This window comes from Thioclava sp. NS-SX20 (genome assembly GCF_057380695.1).
The window spans coordinates 1,551,460-1,569,653 of sequence record NZ_CM170816.1 but is presented as its reverse complement, the minus strand read 5'-3'; the positions used below and the strand labels follow the sequence as shown (position 1 = coordinate 1,569,653).

The following is an 18,194-nucleotide window of genomic DNA, read 5'->3' as shown; positions in this document are numbered from 1 at the left end:
CGAATGACTGAAACACCCGTCGGTATGACGTTCGACAGCCTGATCCTTGTCTGCCTGCTTTATGTCGTCTTGCTGTTCGGCGTGGCCTTCTGGGCCGAGGGGCGCGCGCGTTCGGGGCGGATGCGGGTCTTACAAAGCCCGTGGGTCTATACGCTGTCCTTGTCGATCTACTGCACGGCATGGACCTTTTACGGCGCCGTCGGCTATGCGGCCCGTTCGGGGCTGGAATTCGTGACGATCTATCTGGGGCCGAGCCTTGTCTTCTGTGGCTGGTGGTGGTTCTTGCGCAAGCTTGTGCGGGTAGGGCGGGCCCAAAGGGCCACCTCTGTCGCAGACCTGATCTCGGCCCGCTACGGAAAATCCAACAGTCTGGGCGTGGTGCTGACGCTTCTGGCAGTGCTGGCAGCCACCCCCTATATCGCGTTGCAGTTGCAATCGGTGACCGAAAGCCTGAGCGCCTTCGCGACCCCCGGTTTTGCGCCCCCAGCGGAAGGGGCCCAGCAGAACTGGGCCCTGTGGATCGCCGTCGGGCTGGCCGCGTTTGCGATTTTGTTCGGGACGCGCAATCTGGATGCCAACGAGCGCCATCATGGCGTGGTCATGGCCGTGGCGCTTGAGGCGGTGGTCAAGCTGGTGGCGGTTCTGGCGGTCGGCAGTTTCGTGGTCTGGGGGCTGGGCGGCGGCTGGGGGGCGGTGATGGACCGTATCGACCATTTCGCCACGCAGGACTGGGTGCCCCAACCCGGGCGTTTCATGGGGCTGACACTGCTTTCGGCGGCGGCGATCCTGACGCTGCCGCGCATGTTTCAGGTTCTGGTGGTCGAGAATGTCGAAGAGCGTCATCTGGCCATCGCCTCCTGGGCCTTTCCGGCCTATCTGGCGCTGATCAGCGTTTTCGTGCTGCCGATTGCGGTGATCGGGCTGGAGCTTCTGCCCGAAGGCGCCAATCCCGATCTTTTCGTGCTGACCCTGCCGCTGTCGCAGCATCACGACTGGCTGGCTTTGCTGGCCTTTCTGGGGGGCTTCTCCTCGGCCACATCGATGGTGATCGTTGCGGCTATCGCCTTGGCGACCATGATCTCGAACCAGATCGTCACGCCGCTCTGGCTGGCTTTATGGCCGTCGCATAACAGCAATCTGCGCCATGTGGTGCTGATGTCGCGGCGCTTCTCCATCGCCTTGGTGCTGGCGCTGGGCTATGGCTATTACCGGCTGTCAGGGCAGGGGGCGCTGGCCGAGATCGGGCTGATCGCTTTTGTTGGGGCCGCGCAGACCCTACCGGCGTTGCTGGGCGGGCTGTACTGGCGCGGTGGCACCCATCACGGGGCGATGGGCGGGGTGCTGCTGGGCGGCGGGATCTGGATCTATACGCTGTTTCTGCCCTCGCTGGGGATCGACGGGTTGATGTCGCCGCAGATGCTGGCGGAAGGGCCGTGGGGGATCGGCTGGCTGCGTCCGGAGGCCCTTTTCGGGCTCAGCGGGATGGACCCGCTGCTGCATGCGCTGTTCTGGTCGTTGTTTGCCAATGTGACGGCCTATATCGGCCTGTCGCTTCGGGCCTTTCCTCCGCCGCTCGAACGGCTGCAGGGGGTGGCGTTCGTCAATATCTATGACGAGGGGCCGGGGCCGCGGGGCTGGCATATGGCGGTGGCCGAATCCGAGGATTACCTGTCGACGGCGCAGCGTATTCTGGGGGCGCAGACCGCGCAGAAGTTCTTCCAGAGCGAGGCGGCGCGGCAGGGCAAAACCGGCTGGCTGCCGGACCCGACCCCCGATTTTCTGGCCGCTCTCGAACGGAAATTTGCCGGTTCTGTCGGCTCGGCCACCGCCCATGCGATGCTGGCACAACTGTCGGGCGGGCGGGTGATCTCGGTCGGGGATCTTATCAATATGGCCAGCGAAGCCGCTGATATGAAAGAGCATTCCTCCCAGCTTGAGGCAAAGTCCGAAGAGCTTGCACAGGTGGCACGCCAGTTGCGGCTGGCCAATGAGAAGCTGACGCAGATCTCGGTGCAAAAGGATGCGTTTCTGGGCCAGATCAGCCACGAACTGCGCACGCCGATGACCTCGATCCGCGCCTTTTCAGAGATCCTGATGGAGCCGGACCTGCCCGACGAGATGCGCCAGAGCTATGCCAAGATCATCCTTGAGGAAGCGCGCCGCCTGACCCGGCTGCTTGACGATCTTCTGGATCTTTCCGTGTTGGAGCATCGCAAGGTGCAGTTGCATATCGGCCTGAGCAATCTGCATGAGCTGCTCAATCGGGCGGTGCAGTCCGCCGCCCATAGCGGCACTGCGGCGCAGTGCCGTATCGAGCGTGATTTCCCCAATGAACATGTGGCATTGTTTACCGATGGGGACAGGCTGGTGCAGGTTTTTATTAACCTTATCACCAATGCCCAGAAATACTGCGATGCGGAGAAACCCGTGCTGCGAATCGAGGTGCAACGGCAGGATGATCAGGCGCAGATCGATTTCGTCGATAATGGTGCAGGTATCCCGAAGTCGGCTCAGGATTTAATCTTTGAGAAATTTTCAAGGCTTACAGATATGTCTAGGGCAGGCGGAGCGGGGCTTGGTCTTGCCATCTGTCGGGAGATTCTCACCAATCTCGGGGGACGTATTGATTATCTGCCGGGTCAGGGAGGGGCGGCATTTCGTGTTTTGATACCGCTGCGGCGCGGAAAAATGGTTCACGAGGGCGCGGAAGAGACGTAAATCGGGACAGGATTAAATGTTTTGTAAACCCTGATCTGCGAGTCTGACGGAAGCGACCCTCAGTCGGGTACAAATGGGATATTATGGTGGATCAGAAGCCTTCGACAATCTTGCGTATGAAGACCGATGCAGCCAAGGCGGCGGCGTCGGGCGGTCCGGTCTCGCCCGAGCGTGCGATCCGCCATGTCTTCGCGAAAGTCGCACAGGATACATTGGGGCTGCCGCTTCAGGTGCTGGATGTGCATCAGTCTCAGGTCTCCTTGACCGAACTGATGGAGTCTTTTCCTGAACAGCCGATGCTCTGCGTGATCGAGGGGCCGAAAGACGCTTTTGGGGTTGTGGCATTGCCGCCAATCACCTTTTCCTCCCTGATCGAGGTGCAGACGATGGGGGTGCTCTCGCGCATCCAGCCCGCGCCGCGCAGGCCGACGCGCGTGGATGCCTCTATGGTGCAGGGGGTGCTCGATTCGCTTCTGGCGGGGCTGGAGGACGCGCTGGCGGAAAGCGATGACATCATCTGGGCTGGCGGGTTCCGCTATCTGTCCTTCTTCGATGATCCGCGTCCGCTTTCGCTGATCCTCGAGGAAATCACCTATCGCATGTTCCGCATCACGATGCAGATCGGCAGCGCGATGGACCGCGAGGTCTCGCTGCTTTGGGCCGTGCCCGCGCGCGGACGCGGGGAGCGTGTTCTGCCGCAAAGCGATGCCGATAACCGCGCTCCCGAGGCAGAGGCGCTGTGGGCGCAGCAGATGGAAAGCACCGTTATGAGCACCCGCGCCGAACTGACGGCGGTACTGCATCGCTGGAGCATGCCGCTTTCGGGGGTGATGAATTTCAAACCGGGGGTCGAGATTCCGATCCCGCGCGAGGCGCTCGAGAAGCTGCGTGTCGAGGGGGTGGATGGCCGCCGGATGGGGATGGCCAAGCTGGGCCAGCATAGCGGACGCCGCGCTTTGCGACTGACCGCCAGCGAAGCCGAAAGCGCGGAAATCAACGAACTGGACGAGATGCAGACCCGCCCCGATCTGGGCGCTATGGCCATTGGCAACACGCCCTTTGGCGAAGAGGGGACCAGCGGCGACGGATTTCCGGCAATGGGTGGTTTCGACATGGGCGGGGAGGCCGATGCTGGTGGCTTTCCGGCGATGGATATGGGCGGTCTGGGCGGTGATGACGCCGCAGAAGGCGGCTTCCCCGCGATGGATTTCAGCGCCTTCGAAGAGGATGACGCCCAACGCACCGGAACGGGTGGCTAGGCCCGCCCGTCGGGCAGGGCTTTGCATGATTTTCACCAAATTCCCCCCGTGCGACTTGCGAGACGCCTATGGCTTGCCGTAAGCGGTGAGAAGGCGGGCCTGCGCGGGCCTGCCATGTGCAGTTTAGCGGGGCGGGGTCGTATGGTCAGGCGGATCAGGGTTCAGCGATGTGATGGGGTCACTTTTCTGACTTTGCCGGAGACAGGCGGTGAAGGCTTCGATGCGGTGCTGCGCCGCTCTTTGGGGGGCGCTATCGGCCTGTGCCGACAGGAGGCCGACCTGCGGGGCGTTGTGATCCGCGCGACCGGCGCATGGCCTTGCGCCGACACTCCCGAAACGGATTTCGCCGATGAGGCCGAGACCCCGTCGATGACGGCGCTTGCGCAGAGCCTGTCCGATCTGCCCTGTCCGGTGGTTGTCGTGCTTGAGGGGCGCATCCGCGCGGGGGCTTTTGCTCTGGCACAGGCGGCACGTCTGCGTCTGGCGCTAGAGACCGCCAGCTTCGATCCGGTCGAGCCGAGCCTTGGCTATCTTCCGGCAGGGGGAAGCCTGATCCGCTTCCTACGCCGGAGCGGGCCGCGCAAACTTCTGTCTTTCCTGAAGGCCGGGCGTGCGCTTTCGGCGGCGCAGGCTGTCGAGCTGGGAGGCTGCGATGCGGTCGTTCCGGCAGATGCGCTGGATATGCCCGCTCTGGCTGATACCTTGCAGCAGGCCTTTGCCGAAGAGGGGTTGGTGCCCGATCCGGAAGGAGCCAGCCGCGAGACCGGACGCTATTTCACCGAACTCGATGCGCTGCGCGACACGCTTGAGGCCGGGCCGCAGCACGCGGTCTGGGAAAAGGCGCTGAGCATTGCCGAAGCGGCGGTTCTGCTGCCCTTCCCCGAGGCGCTGGATTTCGAGGCGGTGGCGCATAGCGATCTGCTGTCTTCGCCTGCCTCGCGGGCGCTCCGCCATCTGCGCGCGTCCGCGGCGCGGGTGCATGCGCAGGAGGCGCAGCCGGTGGGGGCGGGCGAGATCGGCGCAAGGACCTTTGCCGTCTGGAACCCGCCCGAGGGTCTGGTCTATGCGCTGGCCGGTGCCGGTCATCGGGTGATCTGGGCCGAGGCACAACAGGACCGTTTGGAGGCAGGGCTGTCGGGGCTGGCGCGGGCGCAGGAAGCGGCCGTGCTGTTGGGCCGGATGAGCGCGGCAGAGCGCGACGCCGCATGGGATCGTGTCAGCGCCACGACCGACGCGGCGCAGGCCTTTGCCAAGGCCGATATCATCCTTGCCGACTCTGCGCCGCAAGAGCGCGCCGAGATCGTCGGGGCGCTACAGGCGGTTTCGGCAGCGGCGCTGGTGGCGACGAACCAGCCCGAGGCCGCCATCCGGATCGAACGCTATGGCCGCCATGTCGAAGTGCATGGCAAAGCGGTCGAGGATGTCTATTTTCTGGCCGCGATCCTGCGGGCAGGCGGCGATCTGGCGATCGGCCTGCCGGGGATGGATCCGGGGCTGGTCGCGCGTCTTCAGGCTGCGCTATGGGCTGCGGCGGAACAGTCCGTGCTTTCGGGGGCGACGCCGGTACAGGTGGATCAGGCCTGTCAGGCCTTCGGCTTGCAGCCTCCCTTCCAGCAGATCGACCGGCTTGGCGTCGAGACCGTGGCGCATTGTCTGCGTCGTGCCGGTTTCGTGCCCGGCCCGCTTCTGACCTATCTTCTGGTCGAGGGCTATGGGGGGATCCGCAAAGGGCGCGGCGTCTATCTTTACAGTGACGGGGTGGCGCGGCCCGACCCGCTCGAGCCTGCGCTGCTGGACGCATTGCGCGCCGAGGCGGACCGTGTGGCACGTCCGCTGGATGCCGAGCGGATTGTCGAGCGGATCTGGCTGGCAATGGCGGCAGAGGGGGCGAAGCTTTTGCAGCTGGGGGCGGTGGACCGGCCCGGTGATCTTGATCTGAGCGCCGTGCACGGGCTGGGCTTCCCGCGCCACGAGGGCGGGCCGATGTTCATGGCCGACCAGCGCGGTCTGCTGGCCTGCCGCGAACAACTGGCGCAGCTTGCCGCAGGGGGCGCGCCGGAGCCTGTTACGCTGTGGGATGTGCTGATCCGTAACGGGCGCAGCTTCGGGGATCTTGATCGCGCCTGAGCGCTCATGCCCCCGACGCGCCTCTGTCGCGGTCTTGGGGGCGCCCGCCTAGCGCAGGAAGATCCCGACCACCACCATCATCAGCCCGATCACCGACACGAAAAGCGCGGCCAGATTGACCGCCACGATGCGTTGCAGCCTGAGCCGCATTTCGTCTTCGGAAAGACCCGCGCGTTTGGCTTTGGCGACGGTCAGAATGCACCATGCAAGGCCCGCCAGCCCCAATACGGAAATGATCGCGCCGGTCCAGATGAGGAATTGCATCGCGCTGCCCTTTTCAAAGAATTGCTGTTATGCCTGCGCTTAGCGATTTCGCGCCAATGTGACAAGCATTCAGGCGGTTCGTGCCCCCCGAGAGTGCTTGCTCCGCAGGCGCGGCTGGCTTAGGGAACAGGGCAAGACGAATAAGAGGAACATGTCATGCCCAATGATGCCGCCTATCAGGTAACCGCCGACGAGCTGCGCCAGTTCATCGAGCAGTTCGAAAGTCTCGAAGCCGAGAAAAAGGATATTGCCGAGCAGCAGAAGGACATCATGTCCGAAGCCAAAGCGCGCGGCTATGATACCAAGGTGATCAAGAAGATCATTGCCCTGCGCAAGCGCGACAAGAACGATGTCGCGGAAGAAGAGGCGATCATGGATATCTACAAGCAGGCGCTGGGGATGGAATGATCCCCGCCAGCTATGGCGCCCTGAAAAGGCCTCTCCTTGCGGGGGGCCTTTTGTCTATGCGGGCAATCGGAGCCTTCTGTCGCGTCAGTCCCCCGCTTCCGGCGTGGCCTGACGGCGGCCCGAACCGTGGTCAGGGCGCGAGGAAGGTGACATTCGGCATGGCGGCAATGGCGTCGATATCGGCCTCGTAGAGGGCGGTGACCTCGTCGATCAGGGCCTCGTCCCAGCCGGGGAGGGCCACATCCATTTCCAGCTCGTCCGGCTTGGCGAATTTGTCGAGAAAGGCCATCGTGATCTTGCGCCGTTGCTCGACGGTTTTGGGCGGGTTGTTGAGAATGTAATCGGCATAGCGGCGGAAGCCGCCCTCGGTCATGATCGTCTTCAGGATCATCTGTTCGCCGTTAAGTGTGACATCCCCGCTGATGCCGCTCAGGCTATGCAGGATTTCCGGCCAGATCAGTGGCGCGTCCTCATTGCACCAGACCACGATCTTATGGCCCTGCGCGGCCTCGACCATCCGTTCGAGGACAGGGCGCCAGCGCAGATCCCGGGGGTCGACCCCCTGCATGAGATCGTCATAGCTGCGCTCGGGCAGGCGCGTGGCCAAAGCGGGGATCAGGGTGGCGGGGTTGATCAGTGCCAGATGGAATTCGATCTCGGCATCGGGGAAGATATTGGCCAATGGCTCCAGCTTGCCCGGAACCATCGTATAGAAGCCCTTATCGGTGACCACACGCTCGGGAATGCACATGAAATATTCATGGCTGAAGATGATGCGGTTGATCTCTTCCTTATCGGTCACCGCAGCCAGCACGGCATCGGCGGTCTCGGGATCGGCTTCCCCGCCCTTCAGCGCCAGAAGCGTGTCGCGCAGCACCATCCGGTAACGGCGCGGATGCGGGACAATCACCCCGTTCTCGTCCAGCACGCGCGGGTTTCTTGCCAGACAGCGCACCAGACTATCCTCGTCGGTTGCATGGGCGCCAAGATGGAAGACAACCTGCATGTTTTTTCTCCGCTCTCATTATGGGGTTAGATTAAAGGAGCTTTGCTTTACAGGCAAACGGCTTTCGGTCTATGCGGGAAGGGTGTTCCTGATGGATAAACTCGGAATTGGGCAGGATATGGGCAAGCTAAAGGCGCATCTCGAACGGGGCAGGGCGGCAGGTACGGCGGGCTGGTCGGCGGTGGCCGTGCTGTTTGCCCTACTGATCCTTGCGCCGATCGTGGCGGTGGGCTGGCTTGCCGCGCATCCGGTGGAAAATATCTGGCCGCATCTTCTGGCCACGACCCTGCCGCGCTATCTTGCGAATTCGGCCATTCTGACGGGTGGCGTTGGCGTACTGACTGCGGTGGTGGGGACGGGGGCCGCTTGGCTGGTGGCGATGTACCGCTTTCCGGGGCATCGCTGGCTGGAATGGGCGCTGCTGTTTCCGCTGGCCATTCCGGCCTATGTGACAGCCTATGCGCTGGTGGATTTTCTGGACTATCCCGGTCCGCTGCAGACGCTGGCCCGCGGGGTTTTCGGCTGGCAGGGGGCGCAGGACTACTGGTTTCCGCAAGTGCGCTCGCGTTGGGCGGCGGTCATCGTGCTGGCGGCAAGTTTCTATCCCTATGCCTATCTTCTGGCGCGCAATGCCTTCCGCGAGCAATCCGGTGCCAGCTACGAGGTGGCCCGCGCCTTGGGGGCGGGGCCTTGGGCGCTGTTCTGGCGGGTGGGGCTGCCGCTGGCGCGTCCGGCCATTGTTGCGGGCGCGGCGATTGCCATGATGGAGACGGTCGCCGATTTCGGTGTCGTGGACTATTTCGGCGTGCAGACCCTGACCACGGGGATCTTTACCACATGGCTCGAGGCCGGAAATGCCGGAGGCGCGGCGCAGATCGCGCTGGTTATTCTTGCGGTGATCTTTGCTCTTTTTGCGGCCGAAACGCTGGGGCGCAGACGGTCGCGCTATTACCAGTCGGCACGGCAGAGCCGCCCCGTGACGCCGGTCACCCTGCATGGGGCGGCGGGATGGCTGGCTTTCGGGCTGTGCTGCATTCCTTTTGCGGCGGGGTTCGTTCTGCCGGTTCTGGTGATCGGAGGCCATGCGCTGGCCAATCCCGAGGCCTGGGCCGGATCGGGATTGCTGCTTGCGGTCTGGCATAGCCTGCTGACGGGGGGGCTGGCCTCTGTCATCTGTGTGCTGGCGGCTCTGGTGATGGTCTACGGGATGCGCCTGTCGGGGCAGGGGCTGCCGCGTCTGGTCATTCCGTTGACGGCACTTGGGTACGCCGCGCCGGGCGCGGTGCTGGCGGTGGGGATCTTGATACCTCTGGCGGCGCTTGATAACTGGCAGGCCGATACGATCTGGGCGCTGACCGGCCATGATCCGGGGCTGATCCTGACCGGAACGGGCATGGCGATCATTCTGGCCTATGTGGTGCGGTTCTTTGCCATCGCGCAGGCCTCGACCGATGCCGCTTTCGGGCGGGTGGCCCCGTCCTTGCCAATGGCCGCCCGCTCGCTGGGGCGGTCCTTGGGGCAGGTTCTATGCACGGTCTATCTGCCGTTGATGCGTGGATCTGTCGGCTCGGCGCTGCTTCTGGTCTTTGTCGAATGCGTGAAAGAACTGCCTGCGACATTGCTGCTGCGGCCTTTCAATTACGAGACGCTGGCAACGCGGGTGCACGAAAAAGCGAGCCTCGAAAACCTTGGCGATGCCGCGCCGCCCGCCCTTCTGGTGATGGCGGTCGGATTGCTGGCGGTGGTGGTTCTGGCCAAAGCCAATCTTTCGAGACGTTAAGTGCCGCAAGGACTTGCAAGCGCCCGAACAAGTTTGTATCTGAACGGGAGTGCCTCCATAGCTCAGTTGGTAGAGCTGCGATTTTGTAAGTCGAGGGTCGGGAGTTCGAGTCTCTCTGGGGGCACCAAAATTTGCTTAAAAATCTACATAATTCAATGACTTAATGGAATCACCTCGGATCTAGTCCACCTTTTGGTCCACCTTTTGTTTTTTGGTCTGGCAGCGTTAAAATCTAGTGTGAATGGATCTTCTAAACTTCTCAGAGATCGCCCGACTGTCCTTTCTTAAAACGTGATTCTAGGTCGTCAGCGCCTAGTCTCCCATGGGCCGCCCCACTTGCACGCCCGTTACTCCGCCATCAACCGCTCGACATCGGCATCAAGCCGCTGCTTCTTACGTTCCCAGTCGGGGTCGGCGGCGCTCAGTGTTGCCCAGAATTCGGGGCCGTGGTTGTGGTGCTTGAGGTGGACCAGCTCGTGTAGGATGACATAGTCGATGCATTCCTGCGGCGCCTTGATGAGATGCGGGTTTAGGACGATCTCGCCATGCGGCGCACAGCTTCCCCAACGCTTCTCCATCTCCTGCATCGTCGGATGTCACTGAGAACTGATGGGGTGGATACCCATAGGTCGGGTTAAAATCGAAATATGGTGTTTGAGCTTCCAAGTCAGCCTCTGTAGCCAAGCCGAGCGTAAGGGCGAAGTCGAGCAAACATTCCAGCGACCAGGATTGTGGGCTGGTGAGAAAAAACAGTGGTGGATCACGGACGGATTTTGTGTCTTTTTGGGCAGAAGATTGTAAATTTTCTTTTCAGAGCTTGAAGATGTCCACCACCACTACTGGCCCACTGCAACCTGGAACCCGTATCGTTGTGCGGGGGGAGGAGTGGCAGGTCCGCAAGCGCCAGGGTAATGCCGCGGTCGATTGCGTCGGGCTTTCTGGGATCATTCGCGGAAAGGTAGCTCAATTTTTGCCGGAACTGGAAACGATTGAGGTCATTGATCCCGCCGCGGTGGACCTCGTGCCGGATCGATCGCCCGCTTTCGTCGACACTCGCCTCTACATTGAAGCAACGGCAAGGCGTATTCCTCCGACCGACCATCGACCGCAACTGCTTGGTCGTGCGGCAATCGATGACCTGGCTTTCCAGCATGTTCCCGTGGAAAAGGCTTTGTCCCAGTCGCGACTCAGACTTCTGGTGGCCGATGATGTCGGTCTTGGCAAAACTCTCGAAGCAGGAATGATCGCTGCCGAACAAATCATTCGCGGGCGTGCGGAACGGATTCTGGTGATTTCTACACGGGCCATGCTGAACCAGTTCCAAAAGGAATTCTGGACGCGCTTTTCGATCCCGCTCGCACGCCTCGACAGTTCCGCAATCCGGCGGATGAAGAACTCACTACCGGCACATTACAACGTGTTCGATCAATTCCAGCGGGTGATCGTCTCGATCGACACGCTCAAGCGTGATTTGCAGTATCGCCAAGCTCTCCAGGACACGCGCTGGGATCTGGTAATCATCGATGAAGCCCACAATGCCGCAGATCGAAGCAACAAGGGCGCGGCTTCGCTTCGGGCACGGCTGGCGACTCTTCTTTCTCGCAAGGCGGATGCACTGCTGCTGCTTACCGCGACACCTCACGATGGCTCGCAAGAAAGTTTTGCCAGCCTGATCCGCATGTTGGATCCGGCTCGTCTTCCCGAGGGCACGGAACTTGAACGAGAGGAAATCGAAGACCTTGTCGTGCGTCGCTTCCGACATACGCCGGAAGTGGCCGAGGCGCTCGGCCAGAAGGTGAAGAGCCGCAAGCTGGAGAGGCATGAATTCGAGGTCACCTCTCTTGAGGAGCGTGCGTATGAAGCGATTGCCGGGCTCGAGATCGGCGACGGTGAGAGAGGCAGTGCCCTGTTTCGTGTCACCATAGCGAAAGCCATGTTCTCGAGCCCCGCGGCATGCCTCGAGACGGTCGAAAACCGGCTCCGCCGCAAGGTCGACAGCGATGAAGCAACGACAGCCCTGCAGGAGTTGCGCGAGACATTGCTGCCGCTGGATGCTCCTGGGGAGTTCTCGAAATATCAGAAGCTTCTTGCGCTTCTGCGGCGCTGGAAGTGGACGGGCAAGAAACCGCGAGATCGGATCGTGCTGTTTTCCGAACGCATCGCAACACTCAACTGGCTGCGAAAACACCTCGCCGAGGATTTGAACTTGCCAGACGAGGCGATCGGTCAGATCTCGGGCGGTGGGATGGAAGCAGATGAACGCAGTCAGCAGGTGCTGGAGGATTTCGCCCAGGAACGCCGTCCGCTCCGTATTTTGCTCGCGTCCGACATGGCCTCGGAAGGCCTCAATCTTCATTTCCACAGCCACCGGCTGATCCATTTCGACCTTCCGTGGTCGTTGCTTCGCTTCCAGCAGCGTAACGGACGTATCGACCGATATGGTCAGGAACATGTTCCGGAAATCCACTATCTTGTCGGGCTGAGTGCCCAACCGAAGATCCGCGACATGTGGGTGCTCGAGAAACTCGTCGAGAAGGATGAAGCAGCGCAGAAGGGCCTCAGTGATCCAGCGGTGTTCATGGGCAAGGGGTCACCTGAAAAGGAGGAGGATGCGCTTGTCGAGATGGTGGCAAGTGGTGTGTCGGCCGACGATTTAGGCACCATCATGGACGAAAATGCCTCGACAGTCGCTTTCGACCTCGATGACATTCTTTTCGGGGCCTTCGATGCCGCGCCGCAGCCTCCCGCCACGGTGGCAAATAGCGCATTCCAGCTTTACGGAAGGGTGTTCGACTTCGCGACGGATCTGTTGACGAGGATGCAGGAGCTTGGCGATGCACCTGACAATCTTCGGATTGATCGTGATGAGAGTACCATCGGCTTCACGCTGCCGGATGATCTGAAAACGAGTTCCGACTTCGGCTATGCCCGCAAGGGACAGGTGGACGAGCGCTACATGCCCCCGGAAGCCGCCATCAAGGGACAGGTCATGCTGAGCGATCAGCGTGAAACGATCAATACTGCCATTGCCCAAGCGCGTTTCTCGGAAGACGCCTGGCCGCAGACGCAATATCTGTGGGAGGTTCATCCGATCACCGGTTGGTTCATTGACCATGCGCGCGCCCGTTTTGGCCGTCGAAAGGTGCCTCTGTGTCGGCTCGAAAGCCTGTCGAAAGACGATGTCGCTGTCCTTCTGCAGGGCAGCGTGACCGATCGTGCTGGTCGCATCGTTGACAGCTTGTGGCAGATTGTTCGATTGTCAAAGGAACATGGCTTCACGCTTGGAAATGACGGTGGCTGGAAGATCATTGGCAATGAAGATCCATCGCAATTCCTCGAGCGGAGTGGTTTCGATCGCAGCGCCATCAATCCGGGCTCGGAAGGCGTCAGATGCGACGACGTGGCCATCCGGATCGCCGTTCAGAGGTTTCAGGAAGATCTTCATTTGCGTGCAGAAGAGCTTGCAGCCGCGCGGGCCAACTTCCGCAGTGAGGAGGAGGCGCGGCTGGCCAGGTACAGGGGCCGCTTCGAACGTGCGGCACAATTGCGCTTCGATCTCTTGAAAACGGACCGGGAACGAGAAGCAGAGCGTCGCCGCTTGCAAGACGAGAAAGAAATCGAGGCGCTGTTCGCAGATTGGCAGACCTGGATCGACAATCACTGCGAAATCGTGCGGGACAAAACCCCGCATGTCGATGTCGTCGCCGTTTTCGAAGGATAAGCCCATGAACCTGATCGGTATCGAGAACGAAAACGAGTTCTTTCCTTCTGGCGCGTTCGGCGATGATCTGGCCGAGGAATTTGCTTCGATGGCGGCAAGTTGGCCTGGCGGCAAGGAAAATCCTCTGCGCCGCGTGAAAGCTGTATCCGAGCCATGGCAGCGCATGATTTCCCGTCTTGGAGATGACCCGCGCAGCACGACCAGCCGAGAAGCGCGCCGCCGACAGACCGGGGCATTGCTGGAGGCCCTTGGCTACGAAGTGCGTCGCGACGTTGCGCGCCTCGGCAATGGAAAATTGGCGCCGATTCTCGGCATGTTGTCCGATATAGATGGCAAGGGACATCTCTGGATCATCGAAACCCCGATCCCCGACCAGGATCTGGCCGCCGATCCGCTCTCGGTGCCCTTCATCACGTCACAGGTTCATCCCGACTTTGCCGCGCAACTCGAAACCCAGGGCGCTCTTGAAGATCTTCTGGGGGACGAGGTGTTCGGTGCCCTCGATGCACCGCGCTATGTCCTCGTGATGGGACTGGGGTCTTGTGTGCTCGCGCGTCGAGACAAGTGGCCTTCGCGAGCGGTGCTGCGCTTCGATCTGACGCAGATCCTGACATCGGGCGATGACGAGACCTTCACCGCCTTGATAGGCCTGATCGGGCGCGAGGCTCTGGTGCCCCAGTCGGGCACACCAATGCTCGAAGCGATCGAGGAAGAGGCGCAACGTCGCGCCAATGCCGTCACGACCTCTCTCAAGGCAACAGTCCGGGAAGCAATTGAGATCCTCGGCACCGAAGTCCTGAAGGTGGCCGAGAACAAGCTTCCCCAAGGCAAATATCCGCCCGGTTACGGCAATCCCGGCACATGGATCACTGGTGACATCCTGGCGACAGAATCCCTGCGGATGATGTATCGCCTGCTGTTCCTGTTCTATGCCGAGGCCAATCCGCGTCTGGGTATCTTCGACATGAAGAACCCGGTCTATCGCACCGGTTACAGCCTCGAGGCGCTTCGCGAGCTCGAAAGCGTGCGCTTGCGTACCAAGGAGGAGAAAGAGGGTACCTACCTCTGGCGCTCGCTCACCTGTCTTCTCGACATGATCTGGAGCGGGGTCGAGCATGGTGTCATGCCCTGCAACCCGGTCAGGGTCTCGCTTCTCGATCCCGACAGTACGCCGCTTCTCAACCGGGTCACGCCGCGCAATGAAGCCGTGCAGCAGATCCTGCGTGCATTATCCCTAAAATCCACCCGTTCCGGTACCAATCGTATCTCCTATGCTCAACTCGGGATTGGCCAACTCGGCGCGGTCTACGAAACCCTGATTTCCTTCACCGGCACCGTCGCCAAGGAGGACATGCTCGAGCTGATCCCCGATGCGAAGGTCACGAAGAACAGCCCCAGGGGGATCGACGACGATGAGGCCCCCGCCGATCAGGGTGAGGAACTCGATCCGCTCAAGCCCGCCTGGTTCGTACCGAAATCCCGCGCAGGTGAATTCGCGCGTCCCCAGATCCGTTATCACAAGGGCCAGCCCGTCATCCATCAACGCGGCTCCTTCACCTATCGTCTGGCCGGGCGCGACCGTCAGAAATCGGCCTCCTATTACACCCCGGAACCCCTCGCACGGCTTCTGGTCAAGCATACGCTCGAAGAGGCTTGCAAACCTTATCGTCACCCTGATGGCAGCTACATCGCTGACCGCCTGCTGGAACTGAAGATCCTCGAACCCGCGATGGGCTCGGCGGCCTTCCTTGTCGAGACGGTCAACCAGCTTGCCGACATGTATCTCGACGCAAAGCAAGCCGAACTCGGCCGGACCATCCCGCAGGAAGATTACGAGGTCGAGAAACGCCGCGTCCGCGCCTATATCGCGGACCGCAACTGCTTCGGCGTCGATCTCAACCCGATCGCGGTCGAACTGGGCGCCATCTCGCTCTGGCTCAATTCGCTACATGCGGGCAGCTTCTCGCCCTGGTTCGGCGATCAGCTTCATGCGGGCAATTCGCTCATTGGCGCACGCCGCGCCTGCTACGATCCCAAATCGCTCAAAGCGAAGGGCAAGAGTGAACGCTGGTACGAACTCACCCCGCTCGAACGCCGACCCAACGAAGCGCGCCCCGAAGGCCATGTCTGGCAATTCCTGCTGCCTTCCGAAGGGATGATCCCCTTCGAGGGCGACAAGTCGATCTCGGATATTGCAGGCGACGCGCAGGAAAAGATCAAGCGTTGGCGCAAGGGCCCGTCGGACAAGGCGGGCAAGAAGGCCAAGAAGGAACTCGGCGATATCGACTGGCTCGACCCGCTGACCACCCTTGAAATCGAACAGCTGCAACGCCTGTCTTCGACCGTCGATCAGCTCTTTGATCAGGTGGCCGATCAGCTGCGTCAGGCCCGCGCCAAGGCCAATGACGCGATCACGCTCTGGCCCGATACCGCCATGCCCGGCGCATCCGGCCTTTCGCATCGCGACAAGGCGCGAGATTTCCGCGTCCTGACGGGGATCGAGCATGTGACCAACTCGCTCCCCTATCAGCGGCTCAAGACCGCGATGGACATGTGGTGCGCCTTCTTCACATGGCCGCTCGATCAGGTGGACCTGCTGCCCTCGCGCTTCGAGTTCATCATGAAGATGGACATGATCCTGACCGGCGGGCAGCGCGGCGGCGGGCTGAACTCGGCCGAGGCACTGGCCTTCGGCAATGCCCAGCTTGACCTGATCGACCGCATGGCCCCGGGCGAGGCCGACCAACGCGTGGGCCTGCTCGACTTGTCCCCCAAGGGCGCGCTTTTGCGCGAGACCGATGTCGATGCGCTGGTCGAGACGACGGATTGGGTCAAGATCGCCGTGGCGGTGGCCGCGCGCGAACGCTTCACCCATTACGACCTGATCTTTGCCGACGTGCTGCGCGACCGGAACGGGTTCGACGTGATCATCGGCAACCCGCCCTGGGCCAAGCCGTCATGGGATGCCAATGCCGTGCATGGCGAGCTGGATCCGGGCTTTCTGGCGATGGGGCTGTCGGCGTCGGACGGCGATGTCGCGCGCAAGAAGGTCTGGGCAGCCGATGAGCCGCATCGCTGGAACCGGCCTGACTTCAAACGCGATTTCCTGGCCGCCTATGTGTCGTCCAAGGGGGGCATGGAGGTCACGGGCAATGCCACTATGTTCCCCTATGCGGGCGGCGGGCAGAACAACCTTTATCGCTGTTTCATCGATCTGGCGTTTCGCCTGACCGCACCGCAGGGCGCGGCGGGGCTGATCCATCAAGACGGGCATTTGAGTGATCCGGGCGCAGGACATCTGCGTGAGCATTGGTATAAGCGTGTCGTCAAGCACTTCGAATTCTACAATAATATGAAGTCGAAGAACTTCGCCGAAGTCGCCCATTTCGCGCGGTTCTGTCTCAATGTTTATCGCGGACAGGATTCTGATCCAACGTTTGAACAATTCACCGCCGCCATGTTGCACAGTCAAGTCACTGACTCTTATCGGCATGATGGCTATGGCCCTGTACCGAGTGTTAAGAATGAATCTGGCGATTGGGACACCCGCGGCCATCGGGACAAGATCGTGCCTATCGACCGCGCCGCACTGACGGCCATTCACGAACTGGCAGAGGGCGATGACAGCCCCGTCTTGCAGACCCGCTTTATCCAGCCCTATTCGCGCGGCATGATGGAGGTCTTTGCCGCCTTTGCCCGCGCGCCCAAGCTCGACCCTTCAATCGAACGGCTGCCGGTTTGGCGCACCAACAGCAAAGGTGAAAGCCGGCTTGAACAAGTGCCGGGCTGGCAGCAGGTAGCAATTTGGCACGAAACCGGCGCGCAAAAAGACGGCACGATCAAACGCGAAACGGCTTTCCGCACCGTCGAGGAAACGGTGCTGCAAGGGCCACATTTCCACACCGGGAACCCGTTTTACAAAACTCCCCAACGGGATGCGCGAACCAAGGCATCCTACGATGTTCTGAACCTGAGCGATTTGCCCGAAGACTACACCCCGCGCAGCAATTACGGCCCCGCGCTGGAGATGAAGGACTACCGCGCCCGCATCACCGAATGCCGCTTTGACCCGACCCGCTATCACACGTCGTTCTATCGCGTGGCTTTCCGGCGAATGATCGCCCTGAATGGCGAGCGTAGTCTGATTTCGGCTCTTATCCCGCCACAGGTTGCCCATGTGGATGGGATCGAAAGCGTCTCTCTGGACAAGAATGATGACCTGTTGAACCTTGCTGCTGTGTCACAATCCCTTCCGCTCGACTTTTTCGTAAAAGCGTCCGGCCAAGGCGACGCACGCGACTCCTTCATGGCCAAATTGCCATTTCCGCCAGTCTCTCCCACCGCCAAGCACCGCGCCCTCCGGCTCGCCTGCCTGACCCGCGCCTATGCGCCGCTCTGGGAAGAGGCCGCCCCCGATTTGACGCCCCTGCCATGGAGCCTTGATGATCCGCGCCTGCCAAAGGTCGATCCCGGCCCCACATGGTCGCGCGACACCGCCCTGCGCACCGATTTCGCCCGCCGCATGGCGCTGGTGGAAATCGACGTTCTGGTCGCCCGTGCGCTTGGCCTGAGCCTCGAACAGTTGCAGGAAATCTACCGCATCTACTTCCCCGTCCTGCAGGAAAACGAACAGGGCACATGGTACGACCGGAACGGCCGTATCGTCTGGACCTGCTCCAAGGGCCTGCCCGGTGTCGGCTGGCTCGAGGACGGCAAATCACCGGGCCGCGCGGCGTGGGAGAAGAAGCTGGCAGAGAACCGGGACTTCCTGACCTGCAAGGCCATCGACGACACCCAACCCGGCGGCCCGCGCGAGGTCGATCGGGTCTTTGAGGGCCCGTTCGAAACCTGCGACCGCGCCGCCGACTATGCCCGCGCCTGGGCCCATTTCGACGCGTGGGGGGAGTAACG

10 protein-coding genes and 1 tRNA gene are annotated in these 18,194 nt (G+C 61.5%); 8 read left to right on the top strand and 3 right to left on the bottom strand.

Features of this window, described 5'->3' with window-relative positions; all coding sequences use genetic code 11:
- The first annotated feature begins 24 nt into the window (after positions 1-24).
- From AC2ISB_RS07625 to AC2ISB_RS07615, 3 genes are all read left to right on the top strand, one after another.
- Entirely contained in the window at positions 25-2,718 is a 2,694-nt protein-coding gene (locus AC2ISB_RS07625; protein WP_406721670.1) for an ATP-binding protein, read from the top strand.
- 116 nt (positions 2,719-2,834) lie between these two features.
- The gene (locus AC2ISB_RS07620; RefSeq protein WP_406736319.1) at positions 2,835-3,977 is read left to right on the top strand and encodes a FliM/FliN family flagellar motor switch protein; all 1,143 of its coding nucleotides are present in this window, start codon (positions 2,835-2,837) and stop codon (positions 3,975-3,977) included.
- A 192-nt stretch (positions 3,978-4,169) separates the two neighbouring features.
- A complete protein-coding gene (locus AC2ISB_RS07615) occupies positions 4,170-6,104 on the top strand; it encodes an enoyl-CoA hydratase-related protein (RefSeq protein WP_406736320.1) in 1,935 nt (644 codons plus the stop codon).
- A 48-nt stretch (positions 6,105-6,152) separates the two neighbouring features.
- On the opposite strand, the gene AC2ISB_RS07610 is transcribed toward AC2ISB_RS07615, so the two are convergent.
- Entirely contained in the window at positions 6,153-6,368 is a 216-nt protein-coding gene (locus AC2ISB_RS07610) for a hypothetical protein (RefSeq protein ID WP_339107637.1), read from the bottom strand.
- A gap of 156 nt (positions 6,369-6,524) precedes the next feature.
- Here AC2ISB_RS07610 and AC2ISB_RS07605 point away from each other — a divergent pair, with 156 nt between their 5' ends.
- Positions 6,525-6,776, top strand: coding sequence for a DUF2312 domain-containing protein (locus AC2ISB_RS07605; protein ID WP_339107636.1), 252 nt, complete (start codon positions 6,525-6,527; stop codon positions 6,774-6,776).
- Positions 6,777-6,906: 130 nt separating this feature from the next.
- Here the strand turns inward: AC2ISB_RS07605 and AC2ISB_RS07600 are convergent, their stop codons facing one another.
- The gene (locus AC2ISB_RS07600) at positions 6,907-7,782 is read right to left on the bottom strand and encodes a hypothetical protein (RefSeq protein WP_339107635.1); all 876 of its coding nucleotides are present in this window, start codon (positions 7,780-7,782) and stop codon (positions 6,907-6,909) included.
- A 118-nt stretch (positions 7,783-7,900) separates the two neighbouring features.
- On the opposite strand from AC2ISB_RS07600, the gene AC2ISB_RS07595 reads away from it, so the two are divergent.
- Entirely contained in the window at positions 7,901-9,562 is a 1,662-nt protein-coding gene (locus AC2ISB_RS07595) for an ABC transporter permease (RefSeq protein ID WP_486576770.1), read from the top strand.
- A 51-nt stretch (positions 9,563-9,613) separates the two neighbouring features.
- A tRNA-Thr gene (locus AC2ISB_RS07590) sits at positions 9,614-9,689 on the top strand.
- 220 nt (positions 9,690-9,909) lie between these two features.
- Here the strand turns inward: AC2ISB_RS07590 and AC2ISB_RS07585 are convergent.
- Positions 9,910-10,140 (bottom strand): M48 metallopeptidase family protein, encoded by a 231-nt coding sequence (locus tag AC2ISB_RS07585; protein ID WP_486574641.1) that lies wholly within the window; start codon positions 10,138-10,140, stop codon positions 9,910-9,912.
- 245 nt (positions 10,141-10,385) lie between these two features.
- Here AC2ISB_RS07585 and AC2ISB_RS07580 point away from each other — a divergent pair, with 245 nt between their 5' ends.
- On the top strand, positions 10,386-13,283 hold the full coding sequence (locus tag AC2ISB_RS07580) for an SNF2-related protein (protein WP_486574640.1): 2,898 nt from the start codon (positions 10,386-10,388) through the stop codon (positions 13,281-13,283).
- A 4-nt stretch (positions 13,284-13,287) separates the two neighbouring features.
- Complete coding sequence (locus tag AC2ISB_RS07575; RefSeq protein ID WP_486574639.1) at positions 13,288-18,192, top strand: hypothetical protein; 4,905 nt, start codon at positions 13,288-13,290, stop codon at positions 18,190-18,192.
- Positions 18,193-18,194 lie beyond the last annotated feature (2 nt).

Coding starts and splice junctions, on each gene's coding strand:
- AC2ISB_RS07620 (WP_406736319.1), top strand. CDS start 2,835: ATGAAGACCGATGCAGCCAAGGCGGCGGCGTCGGGCGGTCCGGTCTCG.
- AC2ISB_RS07625 (WP_406721670.1), top strand. CDS start 25: ATGACGTTCGACAGCCTGATCCTTGTCTGCCTGCTTTATGTCGTCTTG.
- AC2ISB_RS07600 (WP_339107635.1), bottom strand. CDS start 7,782: ATGCAGGTTGTCTTCCATCTTGGCGCCCATGCAACCGACGAGGATAGT.
- AC2ISB_RS07605 (WP_339107636.1), top strand. CDS start 6,525: ATGCCCAATGATGCCGCCTATCAGGTAACCGCCGACGAGCTGCGCCAG.
- AC2ISB_RS07585 (WP_486574641.1), bottom strand. CDS start 10,140: ATGGAGAAGCGTTGGGGAAGCTGTGCGCCGCATGGCGAGATCGTCCTA.
- AC2ISB_RS07610 (WP_339107637.1), bottom strand. CDS start 6,368: ATGCAATTCCTCATCTGGACCGGCGCGATCATTTCCGTATTGGGGCTG.
- AC2ISB_RS07595 (WP_486576770.1), top strand. CDS start 7,901: ATGGGCAAGCTAAAGGCGCATCTCGAACGGGGCAGGGCGGCAGGTACG.
- AC2ISB_RS07575 (WP_486574639.1), top strand. CDS start 13,288: ATGAACCTGATCGGTATCGAGAACGAAAACGAGTTCTTTCCTTCTGGC.
- AC2ISB_RS07580 (WP_486574640.1), top strand. CDS start 10,386: ATGTCCACCACCACTACTGGCCCACTGCAACCTGGAACCCGTATCGTT.